Raw genomic sequence first — 21,697 nt, forward strand, 5'->3', positions numbered from 1 at the left:
TGTCCTTGAGGCCGTGTCGAATCCAGAGCGTATAATCAGAACAAGATATTATCCGGGTGAGCGAGTATTAACAAAAATAGTTTATGTGAATAGCAATAAATGAGCGGCTGTGAAATGGAAGCAAGTTGAGGAAGTCGGCCTATTTCACAACGACGCTAACGAGAACGGGGAAACTCTAGTTCTCCATGTCGATGACGATCCCCAGTTCGGAAATATGGTGTCACTCTATCTCGAAAAAATCCGAGACAATCTCACTGTAGTCACTGAAACTGATGCCGGAAGTGGTCTTGATCGAGTCGAAAACGATCCAATTGACTGTATCATTAGTGATTACCAAATGCCCAAGATGGACGGGCTTGAATTTCTGGAGGCTGTCCGTGACGAATATCCCAATCTTCCGTTTATCCTGTTTACAGGTGAAGGTAGCGAGAGAATCGCATCCGAGGCAACCACCCATAATGTAACTTCTTATCTCCAAAAATCTGGAACTGAAACATACGAACTCCTCGCACAACAAGTTGAAAACGCAGTTAATCACCACCGCTCGAAACGATTGGCGAAAGTAACCGAAGACCGCTTATTCGGACTCTATGAGCAGGCAGACGGTTTCTATATGCTCGATGAAAACTGGACGATTACTTACTGGAATCCTCGAATTTCAGAGCGGACTGGGCGTGATCCTGAAGATGTTCTCGGACGGTCATATTGGAACGTATTTCCAGAGGCAAAAGAACTGAAGACGGAACCTCATTTTCGGGAGGCGATGGAGACACGCAATCCTGTCAAATTCGAAGTGTGGTATGAGCCTTGTGAGTACTGGGCTGACGTTCGCGCATACCCGATTGATCGGGGACTGTTCGTCCACTCTCGAAACATATCCGACATCAAAGAGCAAGAACGCGAAATTGAGCGACGTAACCATATCCTCGAATCGTTTGCGAATACAGTTTCACATGATCTCCGGAATCCGCTTCAGGTCGCTGAGGGACGGTTACAGTTAGCAGAGAAAACTGGTGATTTCGAGCATCTGAATGAAGTCAAACAAGCACATAATCGGATGCGAAATTTGATTGATAACTTACTCAGTATCGCTCGTGGTGAGGATCTAGATATTTCTGAGATTTCACTTCAGGAGAGTGCTTCAGAAGCTTGGTCAACAGTTACCTCGAAAGAGACGAAACTGGAGATCGACGATAGTGCCCGCTTCGAGGCACAGCCCAGTCAACTCCGCCGCTTGTTTGAGAACCTATTCTGGAACGCCCTGGAACACGGTGACGCGGATGTCGTGAGAGTTGGTGTGATGGACGATGACGGAATTTATATCGAAGACGATGGCCAGGGTATTCCGACGAGTGAACGAGACAGAATCTTCGACACTGGCTATTCAACGACTGAGGATGGGCCAGGTTACGGACTTCACATCGTCGAAAGTATCGCGGACCTTCACGACTGGACCATTCGTGTTACAGAGGGCGACACGGGAGGAGCTCGATTCGAGATACGCGGAATCACTTTCGTGGATCAGTAACCCGTCTTGTCCTGTGATGGTATCCTGTATCGGAAATACACTGAGTAGCTGATCCGATAGAGAGTGTTCGAAAGAACCACCTCAATCCCGGTATTCAGCAACCAGTATCTACGAATCTGGCTCTATTGAAATTTAAGAACCGATAGGATCGGCGTGAGAGGTACAGAGTGTGTATTCAGCACCCTGTCCGTATTCGTCTTACACCACCATCGGTCACATCACTCCTCACGAAGGTACGCGGACGCCTCACGACCACCTGCGCCTAGTAGGAGGACGCCGAGAGCGACGAACCAGACGATCTGGGTCAGCCCGAAGACGCCACCGCCGATCTCACCGAGTGCTGGAATCGCCGAGAGGATGCCTGCGGTCCCGACCACGAACCCGAAGTAGTTCACCAGTCGGTGGAGCGCGCGCGTCCGTAGCGCCACCACACTCACGAGCAGTGTCCAGAGACCACCGATGACCTCGTTACCGCCGCCCAACCCGTCGATGACCGGGCTTACTGCCAGCCAGACCGTGGTCGCTTGCGCCGAGTCGGTACTGTAGAGGTCGATGACTACGCCCGTCGCAAGGGTGGCAATCATCCCGCTAGCGATGACCAGACCGGCCCAGATGAGGCCGAATGTAGTCGTCGCACGCATCAACATTGGTGCGTCGGCTTTGAGGTGTTCGTGGAGCGCTAGAACGAGCCCCACCAGCACGATACCGAAGACCACGTAGATGAGCAGGTACATCGCGTACAGACTCGTCTCGTTCGCGACGAACAGTTCGACCTGTTCGAGCGCCCCGGTGACGCCCGCGAAATCGAGGATGACGAGGAAGTACGCGATACCGGCCACGTAAATGGCCGCTTCGGTGATCGCGGCCAGACCTCCTACGCGAAGGTAATTCCACCGACTCACACCGGTCGGCCGCTCAATACTTTCGACTGCTTGGTTAGTAGACGATGCCACTTTTATCACCGATGTTACAATAGCCGTCTGAGAAGATATCCGTGTCGAAGGTTTCTCATCCGCTAGTCAGACTGTCTTCATCCGTTCGGACGGTACAGGATACGCTCGTCACCGCACTCGACGGTCAGACAAAGACTGTGTCACTACCAGTCGGCCACGACAGTACAGCGGATTACGTGAGTGGATTTCGACCGAGCATCGTTACAATGCCGGCGAGCGCACTCAAGAGCGGTCGCTGAACAAACCACGGGATGCCAGCGAGACGCACGTCCGCACGGTAGTGAGAGAGGACTGCCACTATCACGAATAGATCCGGTTGGCCCCCTGCCCCGGCCTCGTAGAGCGCCCGAATTGCGGCTTCGAACTCGCCGGGCGGGCGGAGTGTCGTCCGAACGACGAGGGTATCGTCGCCGCGGTTTCGGATGCTATGGGCCTCTCCGGGTGCGATTGGCAGCGATTCTCCGGGGAGCAGGACGTAGGAGTCACTGCGAACCGTCACGTCGGCCCGACCCGCTATCACCTGCGAGCGTGCCTCCGATCGTGGGTGTAGACGGGCGGGCCCGCTGTCGGTTCCCGGCGGAAGAACGCCGTCCATGATCAAGTACGTCCCCTGTTCATCAACACCGCGTTCGAGGAACGTGATGGACGCCCCTGTTGACAGGTCTTCGATGGTGTTCGGATAGGCACCAGTGTCGATTTCTGGGGAACGCTCCGATTCTGACAACAGCTGCTCGTCTGGCAGTGAATTCATCCGTTCTATTACGACTCTAATGGTACTAACCATTCCGCAGGCTCCGTCAGATAACGAGGCAGGGGCCTTCTTCCCACCTTCTGTGTTCGGTACGGCGGCGTATCCGGCTGGTCACAGTCTGGTAGGTAGCATCCCAACCACATTCCTACGTGAGAAGTACAGCCGAGATTGGTGAACGGATTGTGTCGATCGAGACACGTCCGCTATACAACGTCGGCTGAACAAGTCCCTGTCGTGCTGTCGGGCGGTGGTTTCGAGAGCCAGTTGGTTACGCATCATTCCGTCCTCGTTCGTATTCTACGCGTTCGTTCGCCGTCCACACCACTCGTGACGAGTGTTCCCTTTTGAGCATCTGATGTGCTTGAAGGTCTGATGTGAGTAGGTTATGCTGGTTGGGCACCTCTAGAGACGAATGGCTGGAACATCTGTTACTCCAGATCAGGAGCGGAGCATAGAGTATCATCGACCGTCCACGACGGAGACGTCCGTCGGGCGAGCGAGCGTAATCGCCGGGCTCGCACTCTTGTTGATGACTGTCCTCGCTGTGTTCGCTAACTTCGTCGTGTTAGACGGACTCGTCACACCGGGGGATGCGACCGCAACAGCGACTGCCGTCGCGGAGGCCGAAGCCACGTTCCGACTCGGCGTCGCGAGCCTCTTCGCGGTCGCCGTACTCGATTTAATCGTTGCGTGGGCGTTGTACACCGTGTTCAAGCCGGTACACGCTGGTATCGCGCTCCTCTCTGCGTGGTTTAGAGCCGTCTTCGCTGGCATCTTCATCGTCGCGATCAGTCAGCTCATGAGCGTCCCGCAGCTACTAGGTGCGATCGGGTCTGGATTCACCACCGAGCAACAGTACACCCAGGCACTGCTGAGCATCGAGGCGTTTTACAACATATGGGATGGCGCACTGATTCTGGTCGGCCTCCATCTGGTGATGGTCGGCTATCTGCTGTACAAGTCTAACGCTGTTCGGTCGTACACTTCGGGCCACGTGCCGAAGGTATTGGGACTTCTCCTCGTTCTCGCTGGAGTTGGCTACGTGGTAGATAGTTTCGGGCGGGTACTCTTTGCTGGCTACACCTTCGAGGTAGCTGTGTTCACCTTCGTGGGTGAGGTGTTGCTGATTCTCTGGCTGTTCGTCTACGGGCGTCGAATCAGCCAGGAGGAGGAAAACATGGACGATGCGTCGGCGTCCATGATGACCTGAGACTGGAACTGACCGTTGGAGAAGTGATACGAGACCGGAACGTCACGTGGGTCTTGTTCACCGTGGTCGACTCGTGTGTGCGTACAGTACGAAAGAAGCCGTCCGTTCGCGATCGGCCGAGATATACACCTACTACTGTGTGACTCCGATTCTATCGCCTCCACTGACCGACACGCGCGCTGTATTCAGTCAAAGACCATATTATCAATTGAGAATTTCAACAGAACCACGAATATCTAAAGAATTCAACAAATCCGATTTCAGCAAATTTGAAGATCGAATCTCATGCCGATTTACACGCTTCCATGACGAGTTCGGGTGCGTCAACGAGTTGATTCACCGTATGCGCGCCTTTTCCCTTTCCGCGACCCTTTCGGTCCTGCTCGATCAACGAGAGGAACGCGAGTTCGGAAAGTAGGTCGCGGACGCGCCGAATTTTCAGCGGGTCAGTTCCCTCACGTTCACAGACTACTTCATAGGCGGAATACACCTGCTTCGAGGGGATCATCGCGTCATCGTCAGTCGATTGTTGCATCTGGAGGGCGAGCCCTTGGAGGAGATACTTCGAGTGCTCAGGTTGCTTCCCAATGAGTTCGGCTAGTCGAGCCTCTTCCTCGCGTTCGTGAGCTTCATCGACGTACTCAACGCGAACGTGGTCGTCGCCGTGTTCGTCGGCGATCTCGCCGGAATATCTGAGAATGTCGATCGCCTTCCGGGCGTCGCCGTGTTCTTTCGCCGCGAGTGCTGCGACCTTCGGGATCACGTCGTCGTCAAGGACATCTTCCCGGAATGCGTCGGCCCGGGAGTTGAGGATATCGCGTAATTGATTCGCGTCGTACGGTGGGAATACGAAGTCTCGCTCGGAGAGACTGGATTTGACACGCTCGTTGAGCGACTCCTTGTACCGAATCTTGTTGCTGATCCCGATGATTCCGAGTGTACTGTCTTGGACCTTTCCGGCTTCCGCCGCTCGCGAGAGCTGCATGAGAACGTTGTCGTCTTCGAGTTTGTCGATCTCGTCGAGAATGATGATACCCACGTCAAGAAGAGCATCGAGAATTTTCCAGAGACGGCGGTAGTAATCGGACGTAGAGACGCCCGACGCCGGAACGCTCACGCCCGTTTCGTCCTGGTTGTTGAACGATTCAGCGATAGTCCGGACGGTTTGTGTTTCTGTCGAGTCTTGAAAACAGTCGATGTAGGCGACGGCGACGTCGACGCCATTCTCGGCAGCGGCCTCGGTGAGATCCTGCGTAATGTACTTCGAGCAGAGGCTTTTGCCGGTGCCCGTCTTGCCATAGATCAACACGTTGTTCGGCGTCCCCCCTCGCTGGGCGTCCTTGATCGCGTTCGCGAGGTTCGCGAGTTCTTCTTCGCGACCAATGATCCGATCACCTTCGGGAAGGTGGCTCACACGAAGGAGCTCCTTATCAGCAAAGATGGGGTCGGGATCCCCGAAGAATGACTCCGTATCGCTCATGCGAAGTCGCACTCACCCGACCCATATCAATCTTCGCCACCGTCTTGCCGCTGTAAACACGAGTCCGTACTAGACGCTCCGGTGATGTATGGTTGAACCCCGTGGTTTCCCACGGTTTGAGGACCACGGTCTCATAGCGGACCCCTCGTTGCCGCTGTAAACGCCGTATCGGGGTCGGTCCCACACCCCGGATTGCCGCTGTAAACACGGATGGTGTCTGACCTCCAGATGAAACCACGGATGAAGCGGCAAATGTCGCCAGAGAAACGGTCAGCTACTCGATCTAGGAGAGAACACGACGGTAGCACGACGAGCGGTTCACGTCTTCGACGCCAAAACGTCGTGGCGTCTCAGTATGCCAAAAGCGTGGTACGGTAGCAAACAACACGCTTTGTCATAAAGCTACTGGTTGAAGACGAGTTGATGGCGAGGTCATGTGAGGAGGTTCTTTGGGATTTCACGTGAATGAACCGCTCTCTCGCCGTCTTACAGCGGCAACGAGGGGTCCGTCTCATCCGTCACGCCATACTGTCGTTCTGGGAGAGGGTTACAGCGGCAACGTGGGGTGTGTCTATTCGAACATCGTCTCCGTGTTTCGAGACGACTCTTTACAGCGGCACTCCGGGGTGCCGTCTACACGTCTCATCAAACCGCGATCGCCGGAGGTGTTTACAGCGGCAACGAGGGGTGTTTCATCGTGTCGCCTCGCTATCCCGATAGCGTCACCGAGTTTACTTTCACTTCCACTACGCCTTTGGCTCTCTCTTAACCGTCTGGCACCAGTAGGTAGAGTCGCGGCTCGGCCGGTCGCTATCGGCGCAACCCCCTACACGTCTCCCAGGTCATCGGCGCTTTTCTCGTCGATGGCCTATTCCCCCTCAGTACGTGCCTGAAAATCGTGGATCCGTGGAATGTAATTTCGAGTATTCGTCGAGACAATCGCTGTTGCTTCGTGAAAATGCCTTCACAGTAAGGGGGTGTGCCGAGGAGCGACAAACACCGGTGTTGCCGCATTGATACGCTATTTTGCCCTACATAATAAACACTTTGGACAACGTATCACGAATGGTAACACAACTCTATTTCGGCATGAAACTTGTCAGGGACCACTTTTACCATTTCATGTAACGGCGGATCAATCATGACGAATAAGTCTCGTGACACACTCGATTCAGTTCGATTTGCTGATCTCATCGATTCTGGTGACGACATCCCTGCGCTCGCGGATCGACTCAAATCGATCGCCGCCGCCGAACGCGACCAGGGACTAGAAACGACTGTCGACGAGCTGCTCGCACAGAGTCGCCGGAATGATGCCGCGTATCTGATGCCATCGGACATCGAGAAGGCCGAGTGGGTCGCCGATCTGTACGAGCGTGAAGACCGACCCGACGAGCACGCTCGCGACTTTCACTATCGGCTCGTCAGTGGGGAGTACGAGCGGCGCAACGGCGAGCCGTACGTGAATAGTGATACGTGCTGGAAAGAACTGAATGAGGCGTTGAAGTGGGCAAGGATCCTCCGGTATATCGAGCCCGGCGAGATGGAGAACACGCGGAATCACACCGTCACGCCGACTGCCTTTGACGATGTCGAGCGACCTCTTCCGGAGTCGGGGCCGAGTCTCGATGACGCGAGTACTGACGTCGACGTGGACGATGGGTTCCGATCACCGCGCATCCCACAGGAAGTAACACTCGCGCGGGCGTTGTTCGAAGACGCCGACGAGTTCATCGCGACGGCCGCGAAGATGATCGCCGATCAGACCTTCCGTCGGGTGTACTTCTCCGAAAGCGCCGAACAGCGGTACTACATCGAGATATGGTGTGAGAAATCCGGCGTCGTTCCCGAGGATCTGGCCGGCGAGTACGGGGCGACGATCCGCGAGTCCGGGCAGGGTGAGTTCTCACTCGGGATGGTCGAGGAAGCGATCACGATCGCGTCAAAACGCGATCAGGATCTGGCCGTGATCGTCGTGAGTGACTACGACGCCGCAGGAAACGACATGCCGCTTTCGGCTTCGCGAAAGCTAGAGGTCCTCGGCGCGCTCGATGACGTGGAAGTCGAAGTGACGCAGGGCGCGATCACGAAAGACCAGGTCGAAGAGTACGGCATCCCCGGCAACCCGTCGGCCTCGAAGGTACCGAAGGGACTGGAGGAGGGCGTCCGCGGGGCGAAAGGCTACGAGACGCAAAAAGAGCTGTTCCGCGAGTATGCCGGCCAATTTCCAGTGGAACTCCAGGGGTTCACGTCGACAGAGCCCGAGGCGTTCGAGGACGAACTGGAGTCGTCGCTCGCGACGTTTTACGATGCCGAGCTCGGCGACCGGATCAAATCGGAGGTTCGTGAGGCTCGCGAGCGAGCGCAACGCCGACTCGTCGACGCGTTCGGGCAGCACCGCGAGGAGATACAGACCGCGCTCGACAAATTACACCAGGGCCTCGATCGCTACGATGACGAAATGACCCCACATGTGAACGCCACGATCGACGGGCTTGAACGGCTCGCGGCTCGGGAGCAACAGGTGCGCGACGAGTGTGAGATTCGCGAGCGACGCGATCGCGTTGAGGACGTGGTCGACCGCGTGGATCACCGCGCCGTCGTCGCAGAGGTGGCCGTGCCGGTCCCCAACCCCGAGACGCCGGGGATTGATGATCCGATCCTCGACACTCGCCGGTCGTTTCTGGAACAGTTGAACGCGTACAAGCGACACAACATGCGCTCTGAAAGCGACGACGACAGCGGAGGTGGCGACACCCGAGAATAGGTCGACCTCGACGACAGCAAAAGCGGGATTGTTACTATTCCATAGTAACGATGGTTGTACGTGATAACCAGCAAAGGTCGGATTGACCCTTCGATACACACCGAAGAACTGTTTACCTCTTCTTGAGCAGGTTACGAGAGAATGGCCGACCGAGTGGATCTTAATCGTCTCAAATCACCTGGGTCTCTTCTCGTACTTGGGACGGTGGGGTTTATCCTACTCATTCTCACCTTCATCATCGAGGTCCGGATCATATTCGAGAATCCTGCGTTTGGTGATATCACGGATGTTTTTCGTGTATTTTGGAGTCTTATTCTCGCAGTGGCGACTCTTGGTTCGTTTGCTCTTGCTGTACACAGCTACCGACGCGACGATGATCCGAGTGGCCCCCCGACGCAATTCAGTGTCAGGGGCAGAAACCACGATATCGACTTCCATGTACACATTGGTGAATCCGATGACTCGGGTGAGTCAGAACAGCCTCAAGAAGAACATGAGGAAGCTGAAGAAGATAGCGAGGAACTGCGTCCAGATCCAGTCCCTGAGTCCGAAAAAGCAGAGGATTCAGACGAGCGTTAAAGGTCGATTTGTCGGGTTAGCCACTCTCGTGCGGCCGCCGAAAGCATGGCTTCCCACGAACTGAATCCCGTGTGCTTGTCAACGTATCTGTCAAATTCAGCCTCGTCGATCTTCTCAAAGTCCTCTTCTGATTCGACGGTCCAACGGCTTTCCTCGAAGAACTCAGAAATCGAATCGAAGTCCGTATTCGTGGCCATGAACCCGTCGGTGAACAGCTCCTCCATCGGGATGTCCTGCTCGACATCGAGGGAAGTGGATAGCTCGTCGAACTGATCAGCGAGTTCTTCGAACCCTTCGATCTGGACGCTCATACTCGGATAATAGCCGAGGAATGTATTAAAATACAGGGCTGTGGGTTTCCTACTCTCATTCCTACAGCGTTCCTCTGGGGTTGGTGTGAGCCACATCATGCTCTCTGGGAACGAGGATAACGATAATGGCGACGCTGTCGACGGCGTGTGACGCTTGTTACTATCTGATAGTAACGTGTGAATGTCGGAACGGTATCCGTTCCGGTACCGCTACCGGTATCGATATCGGTACTGTTGACGGTAGCGCAAGCGGTACCATGAGCGGTATCGATATCGGTATCATATACGGTACCGTAATCGGTATCGTCTATAGATGTGCTTGTGAGTTACTCTTAGACTGTATTAGATGGTGATTGTTGGCGGCCTGAAATCGAGTAAAGTCGTCGCGCGGTGATCGTGGGTGTCTGTGTGTCCCTTCGGAAGCAACAGAAACAAACGAACACCGTGGTGTCACCTGGGAATATTCTGAGGAACGGCCGCGCGAAGGATACTGCGTACGCGGGTCGTCCGGTCGCGCGCCTGAGATGCGAAACTGCCCTTCGTCTAGACACGGAATGGATGAAATTCGATGGTAGTGAGGCGTGCTCCAGTTGAAACCCCGGTTTCGTGTCGAGCGCGAAATGACGATCGCGCTCACCAATTCTGAGTAGTCATATTCCGCGAGGATTCCGATCGACCACAGTCGCGAAGGCGACGTTCTCCTGTGTCCGATCAATCTCTACAGTGACGTAATCACCGACTCTCGTGTCGGGGACGATCACGACGTACCCACGTTCGATTTTCGCGATCCCGTCACCTTGTTCGCCGATGGCCTCGATTTCGACCTCACAGCGATCGCCCTCCTCAACTGGCGGCCCTGCTGATTGTTGCGATCCTGCCGATGGAGATGTTGGCTGATCTGTGGATTCAGTCGATGTCTCCGCCGTCGACGACGACGAGATTACCGCGACTCGGTATGTCTCTCCAATTTCAAGAGAGCCGCTCTCGATTTCTCGTGCCGGAACCGTGATTTGATACTCACCATCTCGTTGCTCAATTGTCTCAGAATACAGTGTACGAAGCGACTCGGAGAGTTCCATTGTAGCGTTCGACAATCTATGCGTACCATCTTGATTCTACGGTACGAAATTCAGCCGATCAGGCGATCAAGTTTCTCCCAGTTGATTTGAATCGCCCGGTGGCCGACCTTCGTGAGCTTCCACGCGTTGTCGTGGCGTTCCATACAGGCGGCAAAGTCGTGTCGCTCCGACCGCCATCGACCGATCGTCCCCTTTGGGATCCCACACTGGTCAGCAACGTCATCGAGCGTTCGGAGGTCCTCCGGATCGGCCAATTGGACGCCCTCAAGCGTCTGAATCATATTCGAGCGCATTGATTTCATGTTCTTGCCGATCCACATCTCCAGCGGCTTCGGGACGTTGTTCTCGTCGAGGACACGCCGCTTCTCTTCGTCCATCTTGTCGTCCATGTTCTGAAAGGAGAGACTCCGCTCGCTGGCTTCGCGATCGCGAGTGAGCGAGAGGTCGCTCCGGATCGTGGCGTCGCGACGACCCTCGATGGCAGTTTCGATGAGCTCGGTCGGAATCGGGCCGGGGGGCTCGACGTCCTCGGCCGTCATCGTCACGGGAACGTTTTGTCGAATGTCCTCCCACAAGAGGTGCCACTCGCCGTTCTCGGGAAGGTTGTCGTTCTCGACATCGATCGGCTTCACGTAGCCCGATCGCGTGTTGATGTACACGTCCTTGTCTCGGTGAGCAGTGATCCACCCGGTGCCCCGACCTTCGTATACACGAGCGCCCCATGCCTTCGCGTAGCGGTCGCGCCAGTGTTCATCACCGAGTCCGAGCCCGCACCGTGCTCCGCGCCAGTTTATCGGCCAGTGTTCGTCGCCGTCGTTGATCAGCATCCCCCAGCCGACGTTGAACGACGCGAGTTGCTCCTTCTGTCGCGGCGAGAAGTTGTACGACCGGTCGAGCGTCATGATCTCCTCTTCGCCCAACTGGAGGAGGATCTTGATCGGCATGTTCGTCCGAACGGGCTTGTACACGTCGTTGAGTTTCTGTGTCGAGCCGAGCATCATCACGCGCCGACTCCCGCCTCGCGTGGCGATTTCGTAGATCGTCGTTTGGAGCGCCTTCACCTCGGTCTTGTACTTCGCGTTCCCGATGACCGACGGAGCGATGTCTTTGAGCTCCCGGATTTCGAGTAGCGCCCGCGGCAGCCGGGAGTTCTCGTCACGCTTCCGGAAGATGAGCCGGAGCCACAGATTGAGAACGATGTACTTGAGCGCCTCATTCCGCGGTTTCAGGAAGTTACAGTTGAGAACGGCGACGCGGTCCTGGTCACGGAACACCTCGCCGATGTCGAGGTTCGTGGTGGCGTCGGGGCCGGCGATCAGGCCCTCGCCGGCGAGCATCAACAGCGACTCAGCGGCGTCGTTGAGCGCCTTGTCGGCGTCCATCTCGTAGGTGACTTCACGCACCGTCGGATCGGCCTCGACGGCCTTGGCGTCCGTTACTTCCCCGCGGTCGGTGTCGTCCGCGAACTCGTCCTGTTCGAGATCGGTGACGGTGATCGTCGCTTCGAGTTCCTCGCTGTACTCTTGGAGCCGTTCGACGAGATGTTCGACACCCTGCCCGGAATCGAGAGTCTCCGAGAGCGCCTGTCCGATCCGTCGCATCGTGTTACTGTCTGCGGATTTGAGTCCGGCGAGCCGGATAATGAGCCGTGGCGTGAGGTCGTCGATCCCGATTGTGAATCGCGTGAAGTTGCTCGGGAGTACCTCGGGGACGCCCGCGGTGTCGGGGACGAACACCTCGCTGTCGTACGCCTTCGGTTCCTGTCCAAACTCTGCGAGGTTCTCTTTGATCGGGGCTTCGTCGTTCGGGATGGCCGTCATGGGCGTCTCGTTGCGGCCGTCATCGAGACAGGAGAACCACTTGTAGCCGTGTTCGTCCTTGAGATTTCCGCAGATACTCGTGATCGTCGAGTCTTTCCCCTTCCTCGGGAGGGCGATCACGAGCGCGTGCTCGCAGTCCTCGTGACTGATCGTGATCTCTTCGCTCAACTCGTCGAGCGTCTCGTCTTTGCCGACGCGCCGGCGACCGATCGGCGTCGGGTCGCCCTCGACGGGCGAGGTCGCACCGGGGATGTCGAGTAGTTCCATCCGCACCGGAAGGTATCGCGTCTTATTCGCATATGAGTAGATGTACCGGAGGGCCTTCGCGATCTGGACCTGGGTCTGAAACTCCTGTTTTGGAGGGGGCGTCTGTCCGGCCGCTCGGGTGTCCCGGTGGTCCTCGAACCGGATCTTCGTCGCCGTATCAAGCGTGTCGTCGTACGGGGAGAGTAAGTCGTCGATCCGGTCGTCGTGGATCAGGAAGTAATGGATCGTCTCCAGAACCTCGCCGGCGTCGTGTTTACTGTCGCCGGCGAGCGCGTTCTCGGCCTCGGCGATCAGGTTACGAACGACCGCCTCGATGGAGCGATTGTCGCGCTCGACGCGTTCGAGCAGGCTATCCGTGATTCGCTGGTCGATCGCTTCGGCGACGCTGATGGTATCCTCGGGTTGGACGCTACTCGCGTTACTGGGGTCGTGGTCGGTCGGTTCGGAATCGCTGGTATTGGAACTCATGAATGTGAATGGGTGGGATGAATAGCGGTGGGTCGCCCCGAGACGTGTCGGTCAGTCCGACAGCGACGCCTCAGGGGCGTGAAGGTCGACCGCCGGCAGGTCGAAGTCGGGTTCGTACTCCGGCTGATACAGCGACGAGAACTGCGCGTCCGTCGCGATCGCTTCGGGTGTCACGCGTTCGGTTCGGAGTCGGACGACCGACAGCGGCTTTGCGCCCTCGGTCGGCGTTTCGACCTCGACGTCTTCCTCGACGAGCGCGTACGGGACGACCGCGGCGTACGCCTCGGCGACGAGTCGAGGGTCGTACCCGACGCCACCGATCCGCTGAAGATCGCGGTCGATGACACGGTCGGCGAGACGGTTCTTCGGTAGGCGGGCCGATGACGACTCGGCCACCTCCTGAATCAGTCGGTCGCGAATCTCGGGCTTCTCGACGGCCTCCTCGTAGCCTTCTAGGTTCGGGAGGTACTGCTGGAGGTTCCGCGCGAACTTCTGTTGGATCGTCGGCGGGACGGGCTCGCCTTCGATGTGAGCGTGGGCGACCTCGGAGAGCGTCCACGCGAGTCGGAGCTCGTTGTAGTCGGCGTAGACGGTGCCGCCGACCCAGCCGTAGTAGGCGGTCACGTCTTCGGTCTCGACTTTCTTCGCGAGGACGGCAATATCGTCGTAGCTCGCTCGCTGGCTGGGGTTCCGAACGGCCTTCGCACGGCGGCGTCGCCAGTAGTGACTCCCGATGTACCACGCCGAGCCGGCGACGACTGCGCCGAGTGCGATCAGGCCATAGACCCACAGGGCGGCCCAAAACTGGACGAGAATGAGCCCGGCGAGCGCCGTAATGCCGGCCGGGATGGCGGCCGACCAGAAGAGATCGCGGAAGTCGATCGTACTCGCGATCTCAAGTCGGGTGAGGCGGGCGTGCTCACTGGGGTCGGCGTTAGCGCGATCGTGAAGCACGAGGTCGGTCTCGTCGGCAGCCTCGGCACTCGCGGCAGCGGCGTCAACGATGTCGTCATCGAGAACGTGCGTAGAATCCCATTCGATATCGAGCGCGCTGTAGGGCGTCTCGAAAGCCGAGAGGATGCGCTCACACGCGGAGTCGACGCTGTCCGCCGGCGACACCACGATGGTCGAACAACCGTCGGCCGTCCGGGCCTCGGCGGCGAGTCGGTGACACGTCTGTTCGGCGAATCCCGTTCGGGCGGCAGCCTTTGAGGCGGCTCGCGAGCGTTGCGTCACCCGGAGAACGGCGAACAGCAGGAGCAGGACGAGCGCGTAACTCCACACGCTCGTCGCGGCCCCGACCAACTGCGCCATGAACCACGAGGAATCTCCGCCGGCGTCGACGCCCGAGGAGAGTGCGAGAAAGCCAGCCGCCGCGAGGACGGCCGTCGCGAGCAGCATGACGAGCGCGCCGACGCGCGTCCCGATCGTATCCGACGGGCCGAGGACGAACAGGATCGCGCGTTCTTTCGCTCGCTTCGGGAGCGTCCGCGAGTTGGCTGCCTGATCGCGAAGCCACGGGATGACGTGCGTCCGAGTGAGGACGACCATCGTCTCGACGTACGAGCGCACGGCCGCCGAGGCGGTCCGTGCGGTCGCCTGTGCGCGTTCGGCCGCTACGGTGGCCCACGAGACGAACACGTCCTTTCGCGTCCGTGTGTCGTCGTCTATGGGTCCGACCGGGAGACCGGTCGAGCCGTCCGGATTCTGGTCAGCGGCTTCGGAGTCGTCAGCAGGACCGTCGGGGTCGACGTCTTCCGGTGAGTCGGGTTCATCCGGCGTCTCTTGGTCCGAACTCGTGTCGAAGGGTGTGAGCCCGTCATCGGATTCGGTATCGTCGTCGGGCGTGTTGCCGAACAGGTCGGGTTCGTCGTTGCGATCGTCGTCGCCGAACAGGCTCGGCTCGTCGTTGCGATCGTCGTTGCCGAACAGGTCGGGTTCGTCGTTGCGATCGTCATCGCCGAACAGGTCGGATTCGTCGTCGTGGTCACCCACGTCGTGAGGATCATCGTCGGCCATCAGTACGACGCCTCCTTCTCGCGGACCTGTTCGAGCAACGTCTCGACAGCGTCACGGGTTTCGGTGTACTCGTGGCCGAGCCCGTACTTCGCTTCCATCCGGACGCACGCCGCCCGGATACACGTCAACGCCTCCTGTGCGTCAGCGAGTCGATTCGTCGAGAAGGCTTTGGCGAGCCACGAGTTCTGGATCTCGTCGGGGTCGATAGTCGCGATCGCTGGCCGGGTCTCCCCGCCGTCCGTCACGGTCTCGCCCGACGGATCGTGTGGGCCGCGCTTTGCGAGTTCGGCGAGTTGCCGGACGGAGTACACGTCGAAGCTATCCCGCCAATACTGCGCCTGCTGATCGTTCACTTCGTCCATCTTCCCGATGTACTCCTCGTTCGACGCTTGGACGTGTTCGGCGAAGGCCGACCGGAGTTGCTTGTCCTTGCGAGCGGTCTCGCCGGCGTCGTTTTCGATCCGGTCGAGCATCCACCCGTGCTGCTGTTCGCGCTTGAACGCCGCGAGCGCGAGGGCCATGAGCGCGAGTACCCACGCGAGCGGGTTCTGGACCGCGAGGACGATGACGCCGAACAACTGTTCCGCGCGCTCGACGAGGAACGACTCGATGATCTCGACGCGATCTTGTTGCCACGAGTGGTACTCGATCAGGCCCTCGGGGGTTGCCTCGAAGCCGCGCTCCGTGGCGGGCTCTTCCATCTCCTCGATGAGCGGTTGGTACTTGGCGTAGTCCGAGGCGGCGACGCTCACCCCGGTCTGTGAGGCGGTGAGGCCGATCGTCTTGGTCGACCCATCGGCGAAGAACAACTCGATCTCGTAGTAGCTCTCGCCGTCGACTGGCGCGGCGTCATCCTCGAAATCGACGCGAAGCGTTTGCTCGCCTTCAAGCAGTTGGGCGTCCGCAGCCGACTGCGGAACGCGTGCGCTCTCGGCGGGGGCGGACAGCGAGAACACAGCGAACGGACCGGTGGTCGCGTACTCGGCATCCGAGTCCGTGGTCTCGACGCCCATCCACTCTTCGCCGAAGTCGACCGGCGTGATACGAAGGCCGGCGGCGGCACCGGGTGTGCCGTCATCGGCGTACTCGGCCGGCTGGTCGTCGTTGAAGTCGGGGTTCTCTCCGTCGCTCTCACCGGAGGACGTTTCGTTTGTCTCGGTCTCGTCGCCGGCTTGATCGTCCGTCTGATACACCACGCCGTCGGGAGTGTCCGCCGTCGGCTGTGCGGCGACCGCCCCGACGGGGAGCGTCGCCGTCACCACCAACAGGGCGGCCAGTAGCACTCGGTAGTTCATGTGGATCCTCCGTCGGTCGCCGCGGCCTGCCCGCTGCCGTTCCGATCCGTCTCGTTCAGATTCACGTGCGTCGACCGCTGCTCGGACGGCCGCTCCGTCTCTGAGGACGCTTGACTGATGATCTCGCTTACGTGCTCGATCTTGCCGAGCACCTCCTGTTCCTCCTTATACTGCCCGCTCTTGAGGCGGCGTTCGAGCTTTTCGAGTTCCTTTTCGAGGACGGCGACCGTCGACTCCAACGACGTGAGTTGGATGTCCTTGCGCCGGTTCGCCTCCTTCATGTCGACGAACTTGTCGTAGGAGAGTTCGATCGGCGACGAATAGACGTAGTCCGCTTCTACGTCGGGACTCTGCGTCGGCGTCTGTTCGGCCGTCCGCGTGACCCACTCGTTGTCGTCGATCGCGACCGCGTGCTGGGGAATCTGGTGTTTGATGGGCTTGCCCGGTGCGCGGTGCGTCCCGTCGAGCGTGGCGTCCTCGGCGACGTGTTTCGTCCGCCGGAACAGCCCGAGGACGCGCGTCCGGGCGTACTCGGTCACGACGGTGTTGCCCTCGGTGTCGGCTTCCATCCCGCTCACGTCGACGGGGACGGATTCGGTTTGGACGTCGCCGCTTTCGGTCTCGAACACGACGTGATGCCAGCCGACGGATTTCTGCGCCATGTTGACGCCGATGATCCCGACGACGACGCCCACCCCGACCTGCCCGGCGGTGATGAACTGGTCGGCGAACATCACTTCGGCGGGGGACCCGGTCCGGATGGTTTGGAAGGCGAAGACGGCAACGACGATGAAGATGCCCGCGATCGCCGTGAAGAGTACTTTTGCCGTCATCGAGAGCCCGCTCGCGCGAGCCCGGATGGGGATCGATGAACTCCCCTTGACGTGTGTCGCGTCGGGATCGCCGCTCTCGATGTGTTCGGTCGCTTCATCGAAGTCCTCGCGCACCTGTCGGCGAAGATACCACAGCGCAGCGAGGATGACCAGGACGGCGACCGTGACGGCTGCGATCGTCTCGATCATCAGTACCCGCCCCCGTCGTCGTCATCCTCGGAGAGATCGACTTTGACCTCCGCGCCGGGGCTGTCCATCATCCCCACGTCGATCTCGATGCTCAGGTAGATGTCCCACCCTTCCTCGACGAGTCCCTCGTACCGCGTCTCCCACTCCGAGATCCACGTCGGGATGCGGTGACAGTCGTGAAGGGTCGCGAGCCCGCGGATCTCCCGTTTGAACGCCGCGCCGTCGGCCGTCGATTCGGCGATCCGATCCAGCTCTTCTTGTGGCGATCGCCACGTAGTGATCGGACACCCCCCGCCGTAGTGGGGACACCCCTCACAGGAGTCAGGGAAGGCGTCGGTCGGGTCGTCGACGCCGTCGTGGTTGTACATCCGATATTCGGCTTCCATGCCGGAGAGTTGGTGGTCGATGTAATCCGAAACGGTGCTCGCCGGAACTTGGAGCGACCGCTGGATCCACCGGACTGCGCGGTGTTTCAGATCGTCGTCCTGAATGTGTTTGACTCGGCGTTGGAGCGTCTCGCGGAGCCATTCGAGGTTGGCTTCGAGACCGGGGCTGTTCATCTCGCTCATGTCGTCGATGTCGGGTGGTTCTGTGCTCATGATCTGGTTAGTCATCGGAGGGGGTCGGGATCGAGGCGCGTACGTCGGCCTCGATCGCGGGGAGATCCAGCGTCTCGCGGTCACACGTCGGTGGCGTGATCACGACGGCGTCGTCGACGACGCGGACGACGTACGGGTCGTGCGGGTCGAACGGGAACGCCGAGTCACAGGCCGTCGCGACGGAGACGTAGAACTGGATCGCACGGTTGACGGGCGTCACACGACCGGCGTCTTGAAGCATAGTCGGTGGCCCGCGGGTGGTCGGTGGCGATACGACTCGCTGGGTGGGTGTGTTCTGGTCATGTCGTGAGGAACAGGCCGCTACGGCGGTTGTAAGACGATTACAAATCTCCGGCGTTTAAAGAGAGACACGGCGTTACGGCGTGGATTAGGAGTTGCCATTTGCGAGGATCGCCCGCAGGCCGCCCTCCTTCTGGAAGCGTCGGTAGTTTCCCCGGGTGAGAAACCACGCGATCGCGATGATCAGGCCGCCGATTATCTGGAGCCCGCCGACGATCATGAACACGCCGACGAGCGTCCAGAAGACGCCCGTTACGGTGCCGTAGCCGGCAGTCGCGGCGACCGCCCCTGCGCCTCGCTGACGGAACAGGAGGTGACCCACGGCGAACGCGACGCCGATGGGAACGAGGATCATCAACAGCGAATTGAGCGTGGTCATCGATCCCTCTCGTCGTCGTTTCGTCGCATGGTGTCGCGGATCTTTCGTTGAGCCTTGGCCTGCCCGACGCCCGTCTGTCTCGTGCGAATGTAATCGCCGATGAACGGGAGGCCGTACCGCCCGCCAAGCAGGAGAAACGCGATCGCTGCGCCGATGATGAACCCGCCGGGGTTCGCAAATGAGATGAGGACGGCGAGCCCTGCGAGCGACCAGAGGAGCCAATCGGCCGTACTCGTCATGGATTCCACCCCCCACCGAACGGCCCCCAATCGAAGCCGTCGAACACGCTCGATCGGTAGCTCGTCACTTCGTAGCCGAGTTTCTCGGTGGCCGTCGGTTCGACCGTGAGGGTGACAGTCGCGGCCTCGTTGAAGGTGACCTGAATGGCCTCGACGTCGCCCTCATCGTTCTCGATCGGCCGGTAGAACACCGGCTCGCCCGTCCCCTCCGCGAGCGGCGTCGGGCGAGCGTCGGGTTTATCGCTGAGAGCGTAGGTAGCGTGCCATTCCTCGACGCGCTCGCCCGTCTCGGGATTCTGGAGGTCGACGGTGACGATCTCACCCTCGCTGCCGGTCACGTCGTATTCTCGCTGTTCGAGACGATTCTCTTCCCATAGTTGCGTGACGCGCTCACGGATCGTCTCGGCCGAGCGTTCTGCTTCGCCGGTCCACGAAAGGGATTTGACGCGGAGTTGACTCGGCGTGAAGAGCACGTCCGTCTCCGCGGGGACGACGACCGTCACCTGCGTATGTGTCTCCTCGGCCTCGAAGTCGTGATTGGCTTCCCAGTTGGCCGTCACGGTATCATTATCGACGGCCCGGACCGTTCCGAGCGTCGCCGGCTTGACGATCGCCTTGTCGAGTTGGACCTCGAAGGCGACGGCGTAGGAGTTCGGGTTTTCGAGCCCAAGTCGGACGAACGCGTCGTCGTCTTCGACGGTCGCCCGCGTGTTCTGTTTGGTTATCTGTGTGCTGCCGGTCGTGTTGGCGTTCTCAACGACGGCCTCGTCAGTTCGGAACTCGTCGAAGACGACCTCCATTTCCGGATTCAGGGTGTCGTCCTGTGCGAGCGTCCCGCCGGCCGCGAGGCCGACGAGACAGACGACGAGGACTGCCGTGAGAATCGCTCGAAACGTGTTTTGTGTCATGGTTCTGTGGTCGTTACTATCAGATAGTGACCTGAGTGGAGGGTGGTCATCGAGAGAATCGTCGCCGGAGTGTGCTGTACTGGTCGAGAAGCCACTCGTAACTCCGGATTCCGGCGTCGCCGGTGAGGAGGTTCGAGACGAACGCGTCGATGCGTTCGGCCGGGAGCGCGGCCCTCAACATGAAGAAGAGGACGAACGTCGCGAGCGCTGCGACGACGACCGATCCGGCCGTGAACGCCGCGAACACGGTGAGCCCGAGCAGGACGACGAACGCTGTGATCGACGCGAGTCGAGCTCCGGTTCGACCGCCGCTCCGAAGCCACCCCCGGATGTCGACTGATGGGATAGAATCGCGCCAAGTCATACGGGCCGGTCACCTCGGGAGTTCGTGAGCGGCCACGCCCGGTCGACCGGCGGTATCAGACGGGCTGCGCCGATCAGGAACGGAAAGAGGAAGATCGGCGCGACCCACGTCAGAAATCCGATCGAGACGATGACGAGCATGACCGCGAGGACGATACTGGCCGTCATTTGCTCGTAGGGCGTCGCCCGGTAGCCGAGAGCGCGCGGGAACTGGATCTTGACCCACGCCCACGTACTCGTCAGTTGCTCCCAGATCCACGGTGGGATCAGGTCCTCCGGGGTGGCCTGTCCGAGTACGTCCCGGAGATTCGCAAGTGTCTCGGCGGCGAGTCGGAACGGGTAGGCGACGATGGCCCACACCGTCGCGAACAGCGAGGCCATTACGAACTCGCCTCGTCCTCGAACCCGTCGAAGCCGTCATTGAGGAGTGTCGATTCGGCGTCCGAGCCGAACGGACCAGCGTACCGCGAGAGCACGCCCGCGTTGTACGCCCGGTCGCTCGCGATCGGCTTGTCCTCGGCGACGTACTCGGAGACGAACCGCTCCGTCTCGTCCGCGGTGTTCGTCGCGAGGAAGCCCGAGAATCGGTGCTCGTAGTCGACTGCGCCGTCGTAGCTCTCGCGTGCCGTGAGGCTCGTCCATTCGCCGGCGTCCTTGTCGTACTCGAACACGAGGAAGATGGACTCCGAGAGCGCGTGGTCTTCGTCGACGAGTCGGAGCTCGTGAACGGTCGTCGTGTCGACCGTCGCGTTCTCCGCGTCCGTCTGATTGTTGAGGTACGCGACGATCTGCGTCGAGTTGTTGTTGAGTGTCTCGCGGGTCGTGGTGGCCTCTGCGCTCAGATTCGGCGGGTCGGCCCACGGCGTCGACTGTGACGCCTCATAGGAGACGCGGTCGGCGAGCCCGCCGCCGACGCCTACACCCCACGAGCGGGCCATGTCGAGCGTCTCTTCGAGTCGGTCGGTCAGCGTGCGATTCTCGTCGGTGTCGTCGTCATCGGACCAGAGGTCTCCGAACGGGCTGTCCGTGGCCGCCGCGGGCGCGACCGCGACGGTGGACAGCATGAGGACCGCGAGTCCGACTGCGACGACTCGGGTATGAAGTCGTGTCATGGATTGAGGAGTTGGTGAGCGACGATCGCCCCGCCCGCACAGAGCCCGAGAGCGGCGAACAACGCGGTCGCGCCGGGCGTCGCGAGCGTCGGCGGCGACGCGTAAAGGACGACGAGTCCCGACCCGAGCGCGGTGAGCGTGCCCGGGAAGGCCACGAACGCCACGAGGGCGATCGCGGCCAGTTGCCGGGGCGATCGGTTGTCGTCGCCGGCGTGTTCGTGTGACATCGTCGAGGAAGGCGAATCGTC

22 protein-coding genes are annotated in these 21,697 nt (G+C 59.5%); 4 read left to right on the top strand and 18 right to left on the bottom strand.

Annotated elements, in window-relative coordinates:
• Positions 1-109: 109 nt before the first annotated feature.
• A complete protein-coding gene (locus tag AXA68_RS16185; protein ID WP_080505315.1) occupies positions 110-1,528 on the top strand; it encodes a hybrid sensor histidine kinase/response regulator in 1,419 nt (472 codons plus the stop codon).
• Between the two features lie 218 nt (positions 1,529-1,746).
• Here the strand turns inward: AXA68_RS16185 and AXA68_RS14725 are convergent, their stop codons facing one another.
• The gene (locus tag AXA68_RS14725) at positions 1,747-2,490 is read right to left on the bottom strand and encodes a hypothetical protein (protein ID WP_232745140.1); all 744 of its coding nucleotides are present in this window, start codon (positions 2,488-2,490) and stop codon (positions 1,747-1,749) included.
• Between the two features lie 163 nt (positions 2,491-2,653).
• Positions 2,654-3,232, bottom strand: coding sequence for a cupin domain-containing protein (locus AXA68_RS14730; protein ID WP_157884848.1), 579 nt, complete (start codon positions 3,230-3,232; stop codon positions 2,654-2,656).
• Between the two features lie 412 nt (positions 3,233-3,644).
• On the opposite strand from AXA68_RS14730, the gene AXA68_RS14735 reads away from it, so the two are divergent.
• On the top strand, positions 3,645-4,442 hold the full coding sequence (locus tag AXA68_RS14735; RefSeq protein ID WP_066418751.1) for a DUF4386 domain-containing protein: 798 nt from the start codon (positions 3,645-3,647) through the stop codon (positions 4,440-4,442).
• Positions 4,443-4,725: 283 nt separating this feature from the next.
• Here the strand turns inward: AXA68_RS14735 and AXA68_RS14740 are convergent, their stop codons facing one another.
• Positions 4,726-5,922: a Cdc6/Cdc18 family protein gene (locus tag AXA68_RS14740; RefSeq protein ID WP_066418754.1), complete on the bottom strand. Its 1,197-nt coding sequence runs from the start codon at positions 5,920-5,922 to the stop codon at positions 4,726-4,728.
• Between the two features lie 1,462 nt (positions 5,923-7,384).
• Here AXA68_RS14740 and AXA68_RS14745 point away from each other — a divergent pair.
• Positions 7,385-8,689 (top strand): hypothetical protein, encoded by a 1,305-nt coding sequence (locus AXA68_RS14745; protein ID WP_157884849.1) that lies wholly within the window; start codon positions 7,385-7,387, stop codon positions 8,687-8,689.
• A gap of 141 nt (positions 8,690-8,830) precedes the next feature.
• On the top strand, positions 8,831-9,268 hold the full coding sequence (locus AXA68_RS16865; protein WP_157884850.1) for a hypothetical protein: 438 nt from the start codon (positions 8,831-8,833) through the stop codon (positions 9,266-9,268).
• Here AXA68_RS16865 and AXA68_RS14750 read toward each other — a convergent pair.
• From AXA68_RS14750 to AXA68_RS14815, 15 genes are all read right to left on the bottom strand, one after another.
• Positions 9,265-9,579 carry a hypothetical protein gene (locus AXA68_RS14750; protein WP_066418762.1) on the bottom strand — a complete coding sequence of 105 codons (315 nt, stop codon included), beginning with the start codon at positions 9,577-9,579 and terminating at the stop codon, positions 9,265-9,267. The two genes, AXA68_RS16865 and AXA68_RS14750, sit on opposite strands and share 4 nt — an antisense overlap.
• 650 nt (positions 9,580-10,229) lie before the next feature.
• Positions 10,230-10,658, bottom strand: coding sequence for a TRAM domain-containing protein (locus AXA68_RS16190; protein ID WP_080505316.1), 429 nt, complete (start codon positions 10,656-10,658; stop codon positions 10,230-10,232).
• Positions 10,659-10,708: 50 nt separating this feature from the next.
• Positions 10,709-13,213, bottom strand: coding sequence for a hypothetical protein (locus tag AXA68_RS14755; RefSeq protein ID WP_066418763.1), 2,505 nt, complete (start codon positions 13,211-13,213; stop codon positions 10,709-10,711).
• Between the two features lie 51 nt (positions 13,214-13,264).
• Complete coding sequence (locus AXA68_RS14760; RefSeq protein ID WP_066418771.1) at positions 13,265-15,232, bottom strand: hypothetical protein; 1,968 nt, start codon at positions 15,230-15,232, stop codon at positions 13,265-13,267.
• Positions 15,232-16,527, bottom strand: a complete 1,296-nt coding sequence (locus AXA68_RS14765) for a hypothetical protein (RefSeq protein WP_157884851.1) — start codon at positions 16,525-16,527, stop codon at positions 15,232-15,234. The genes AXA68_RS14760 and AXA68_RS14765 overlap by 1 nt, the downstream gene beginning before the upstream one ends.
• Positions 16,524-17,549: a hypothetical protein gene (locus AXA68_RS14770; RefSeq protein WP_066418777.1), complete on the bottom strand. Its 1,026-nt coding sequence runs from the start codon at positions 17,547-17,549 to the stop codon at positions 16,524-16,526. Before AXA68_RS14770 ends, AXA68_RS14765 begins: the two co-directional genes overlap by 4 nt.
• On the bottom strand, positions 17,549-18,148 hold the full coding sequence (locus AXA68_RS14775) for a hypothetical protein (RefSeq protein ID WP_066418780.1): 600 nt from the start codon (positions 18,146-18,148) through the stop codon (positions 17,549-17,551). The genes AXA68_RS14770 and AXA68_RS14775 overlap by 1 nt, the downstream gene beginning before the upstream one ends.
• A 7-nt stretch (positions 18,149-18,155) precedes the next feature.
• Positions 18,156-18,389: a hypothetical protein gene (locus tag AXA68_RS14780; protein WP_157884852.1), complete on the bottom strand. Its 234-nt coding sequence runs from the start codon at positions 18,387-18,389 to the stop codon at positions 18,156-18,158.
• 147 nt (positions 18,390-18,536) lie between these two features.
• Positions 18,537-18,827: a hypothetical protein gene (locus tag AXA68_RS14785; protein ID WP_157884853.1), complete on the bottom strand. Its 291-nt coding sequence runs from the start codon at positions 18,825-18,827 to the stop codon at positions 18,537-18,539.
• On the bottom strand, positions 18,824-19,066 hold the full coding sequence (locus AXA68_RS14790) for a hypothetical protein (protein WP_066418788.1): 243 nt from the start codon (positions 19,064-19,066) through the stop codon (positions 18,824-18,826). The genes AXA68_RS14785 and AXA68_RS14790 overlap by 4 nt, the downstream gene beginning before the upstream one ends.
• On the bottom strand, positions 19,063-19,974 hold the full coding sequence (locus AXA68_RS14795) for a hypothetical protein (protein ID WP_066418790.1): 912 nt from the start codon (positions 19,972-19,974) through the stop codon (positions 19,063-19,065). Before AXA68_RS14795 ends, AXA68_RS14790 begins: the two co-directional genes overlap by 4 nt.
• A gap of 46 nt (positions 19,975-20,020) precedes the next feature.
• Positions 20,021-20,338, bottom strand: a complete 318-nt coding sequence (locus AXA68_RS14800) for a hypothetical protein (RefSeq protein ID WP_066418793.1) — start codon at positions 20,336-20,338, stop codon at positions 20,021-20,023.
• Positions 20,335-20,718 (bottom strand): hypothetical protein, encoded by a 384-nt coding sequence (locus AXA68_RS14805; RefSeq protein ID WP_066418795.1) that lies wholly within the window; start codon positions 20,716-20,718, stop codon positions 20,335-20,337. Before AXA68_RS14805 ends, AXA68_RS14800 begins: the two co-directional genes overlap by 4 nt.
• The gene (locus AXA68_RS14810; protein ID WP_157884854.1) at positions 20,718-21,449 is read right to left on the bottom strand and encodes a hypothetical protein; all 732 of its coding nucleotides are present in this window, start codon (positions 21,447-21,449) and stop codon (positions 20,718-20,720) included. The genes AXA68_RS14805 and AXA68_RS14810 overlap by 1 nt, the downstream gene beginning before the upstream one ends.
• Positions 21,446-21,676 (bottom strand): hypothetical protein, encoded by a 231-nt coding sequence (locus AXA68_RS14815; protein ID WP_066418803.1) that lies wholly within the window; start codon positions 21,674-21,676, stop codon positions 21,446-21,448. The genes AXA68_RS14810 and AXA68_RS14815 overlap by 4 nt, the downstream gene beginning before the upstream one ends.
• Positions 21,677-21,697 lie beyond the last annotated feature (21 nt).

It is taken from the genome of Halorubrum aethiopicum, from assembly GCF_001542905.1.
In the GTDB taxonomy this organism is placed as follows: Archaea; Halobacteriota; Halobacteria; order Halobacteriales; family Haloferacaceae; genus Halorubrum; species Halorubrum aethiopicum.

Coding starts and splice junctions, on each gene's coding strand:
- AXA68_RS14810 (WP_157884854.1), bottom strand. CDS start 21,449: ATGACACGACTTCATACCCGAGTCGTCGCAGTCGGACTCGCGGTCCTC.
- AXA68_RS14775 (WP_066418780.1), bottom strand. CDS start 18,148: ATGAGCACAGAACCACCCGACATCGACGACATGAGCGAGATGAACAGC.
- AXA68_RS16190 (WP_080505316.1), bottom strand. CDS start 10,658: ATGGAACTCTCCGAGTCGCTTCGTACACTGTATTCTGAGACAATTGAG.
- AXA68_RS14765 (WP_157884851.1), bottom strand. CDS start 16,527: ATGAACTACCGAGTGCTACTGGCCGCCCTGTTGGTGGTGACGGCGACG.
- AXA68_RS14795 (WP_066418790.1), bottom strand. CDS start 19,974: ATGACACAAAACACGTTTCGAGCGATTCTCACGGCAGTCCTCGTCGTC.
- AXA68_RS14815 (WP_066418803.1), bottom strand. CDS start 21,676: ATGTCACACGAACACGCCGGCGACGACAACCGATCGCCCCGGCAACTG.
- AXA68_RS14770 (WP_066418777.1), bottom strand. CDS start 17,549: ATGATCGAGACGATCGCAGCCGTCACGGTCGCCGTCCTGGTCATCCTC.
- AXA68_RS14730 (WP_157884848.1), bottom strand. CDS start 3,232: ATGAATTCACTGCCAGACGAGCAGCTGTTGTCAGAATCGGAGCGTTCC.
- AXA68_RS14790 (WP_066418788.1), bottom strand. CDS start 19,066: ATGACGAGTACGGCCGATTGGCTCCTCTGGTCGCTCGCAGGGCTCGCC.
- AXA68_RS14785 (WP_157884853.1), bottom strand. CDS start 18,827: ATGACCACGCTCAATTCGCTGTTGATGATCCTCGTTCCCATCGGCGTC.
- AXA68_RS14735 (WP_066418751.1), top strand. CDS start 3,645: ATGGCTGGAACATCTGTTACTCCAGATCAGGAGCGGAGCATAGAGTAT.
- AXA68_RS14760 (WP_066418771.1), bottom strand. CDS start 15,232: ATGGCCGACGATGATCCTCACGACGTGGGTGACCACGACGACGAATCC.
- AXA68_RS14780 (WP_157884852.1), bottom strand. CDS start 18,389: ATGCTTCAAGACGCCGGTCGTGTGACGCCCGTCAACCGTGCGATCCAG.
- AXA68_RS14750 (WP_066418762.1), bottom strand. CDS start 9,579: ATGAGCGTCCAGATCGAAGGGTTCGAAGAACTCGCTGATCAGTTCGAC.
- AXA68_RS14755 (WP_066418763.1), bottom strand. CDS start 13,213: ATGAGTTCCAATACCAGCGATTCCGAACCGACCGACCACGACCCCAGT.
- AXA68_RS14800 (WP_066418793.1), bottom strand. CDS start 20,338: ATGACTTGGCGCGATTCTATCCCATCAGTCGACATCCGGGGGTGGCTT.
- AXA68_RS14805 (WP_066418795.1), bottom strand. CDS start 20,718: ATGGCCTCGCTGTTCGCGACGGTGTGGGCCATCGTCGCCTACCCGTTC.
- AXA68_RS16865 (WP_157884850.1), top strand. CDS start 8,831: ATGGCCGACCGAGTGGATCTTAATCGTCTCAAATCACCTGGGTCTCTT.
- AXA68_RS14740 (WP_066418754.1), bottom strand. CDS start 5,922: ATGAGCGATACGGAGTCATTCTTCGGGGATCCCGACCCCATCTTTGCT.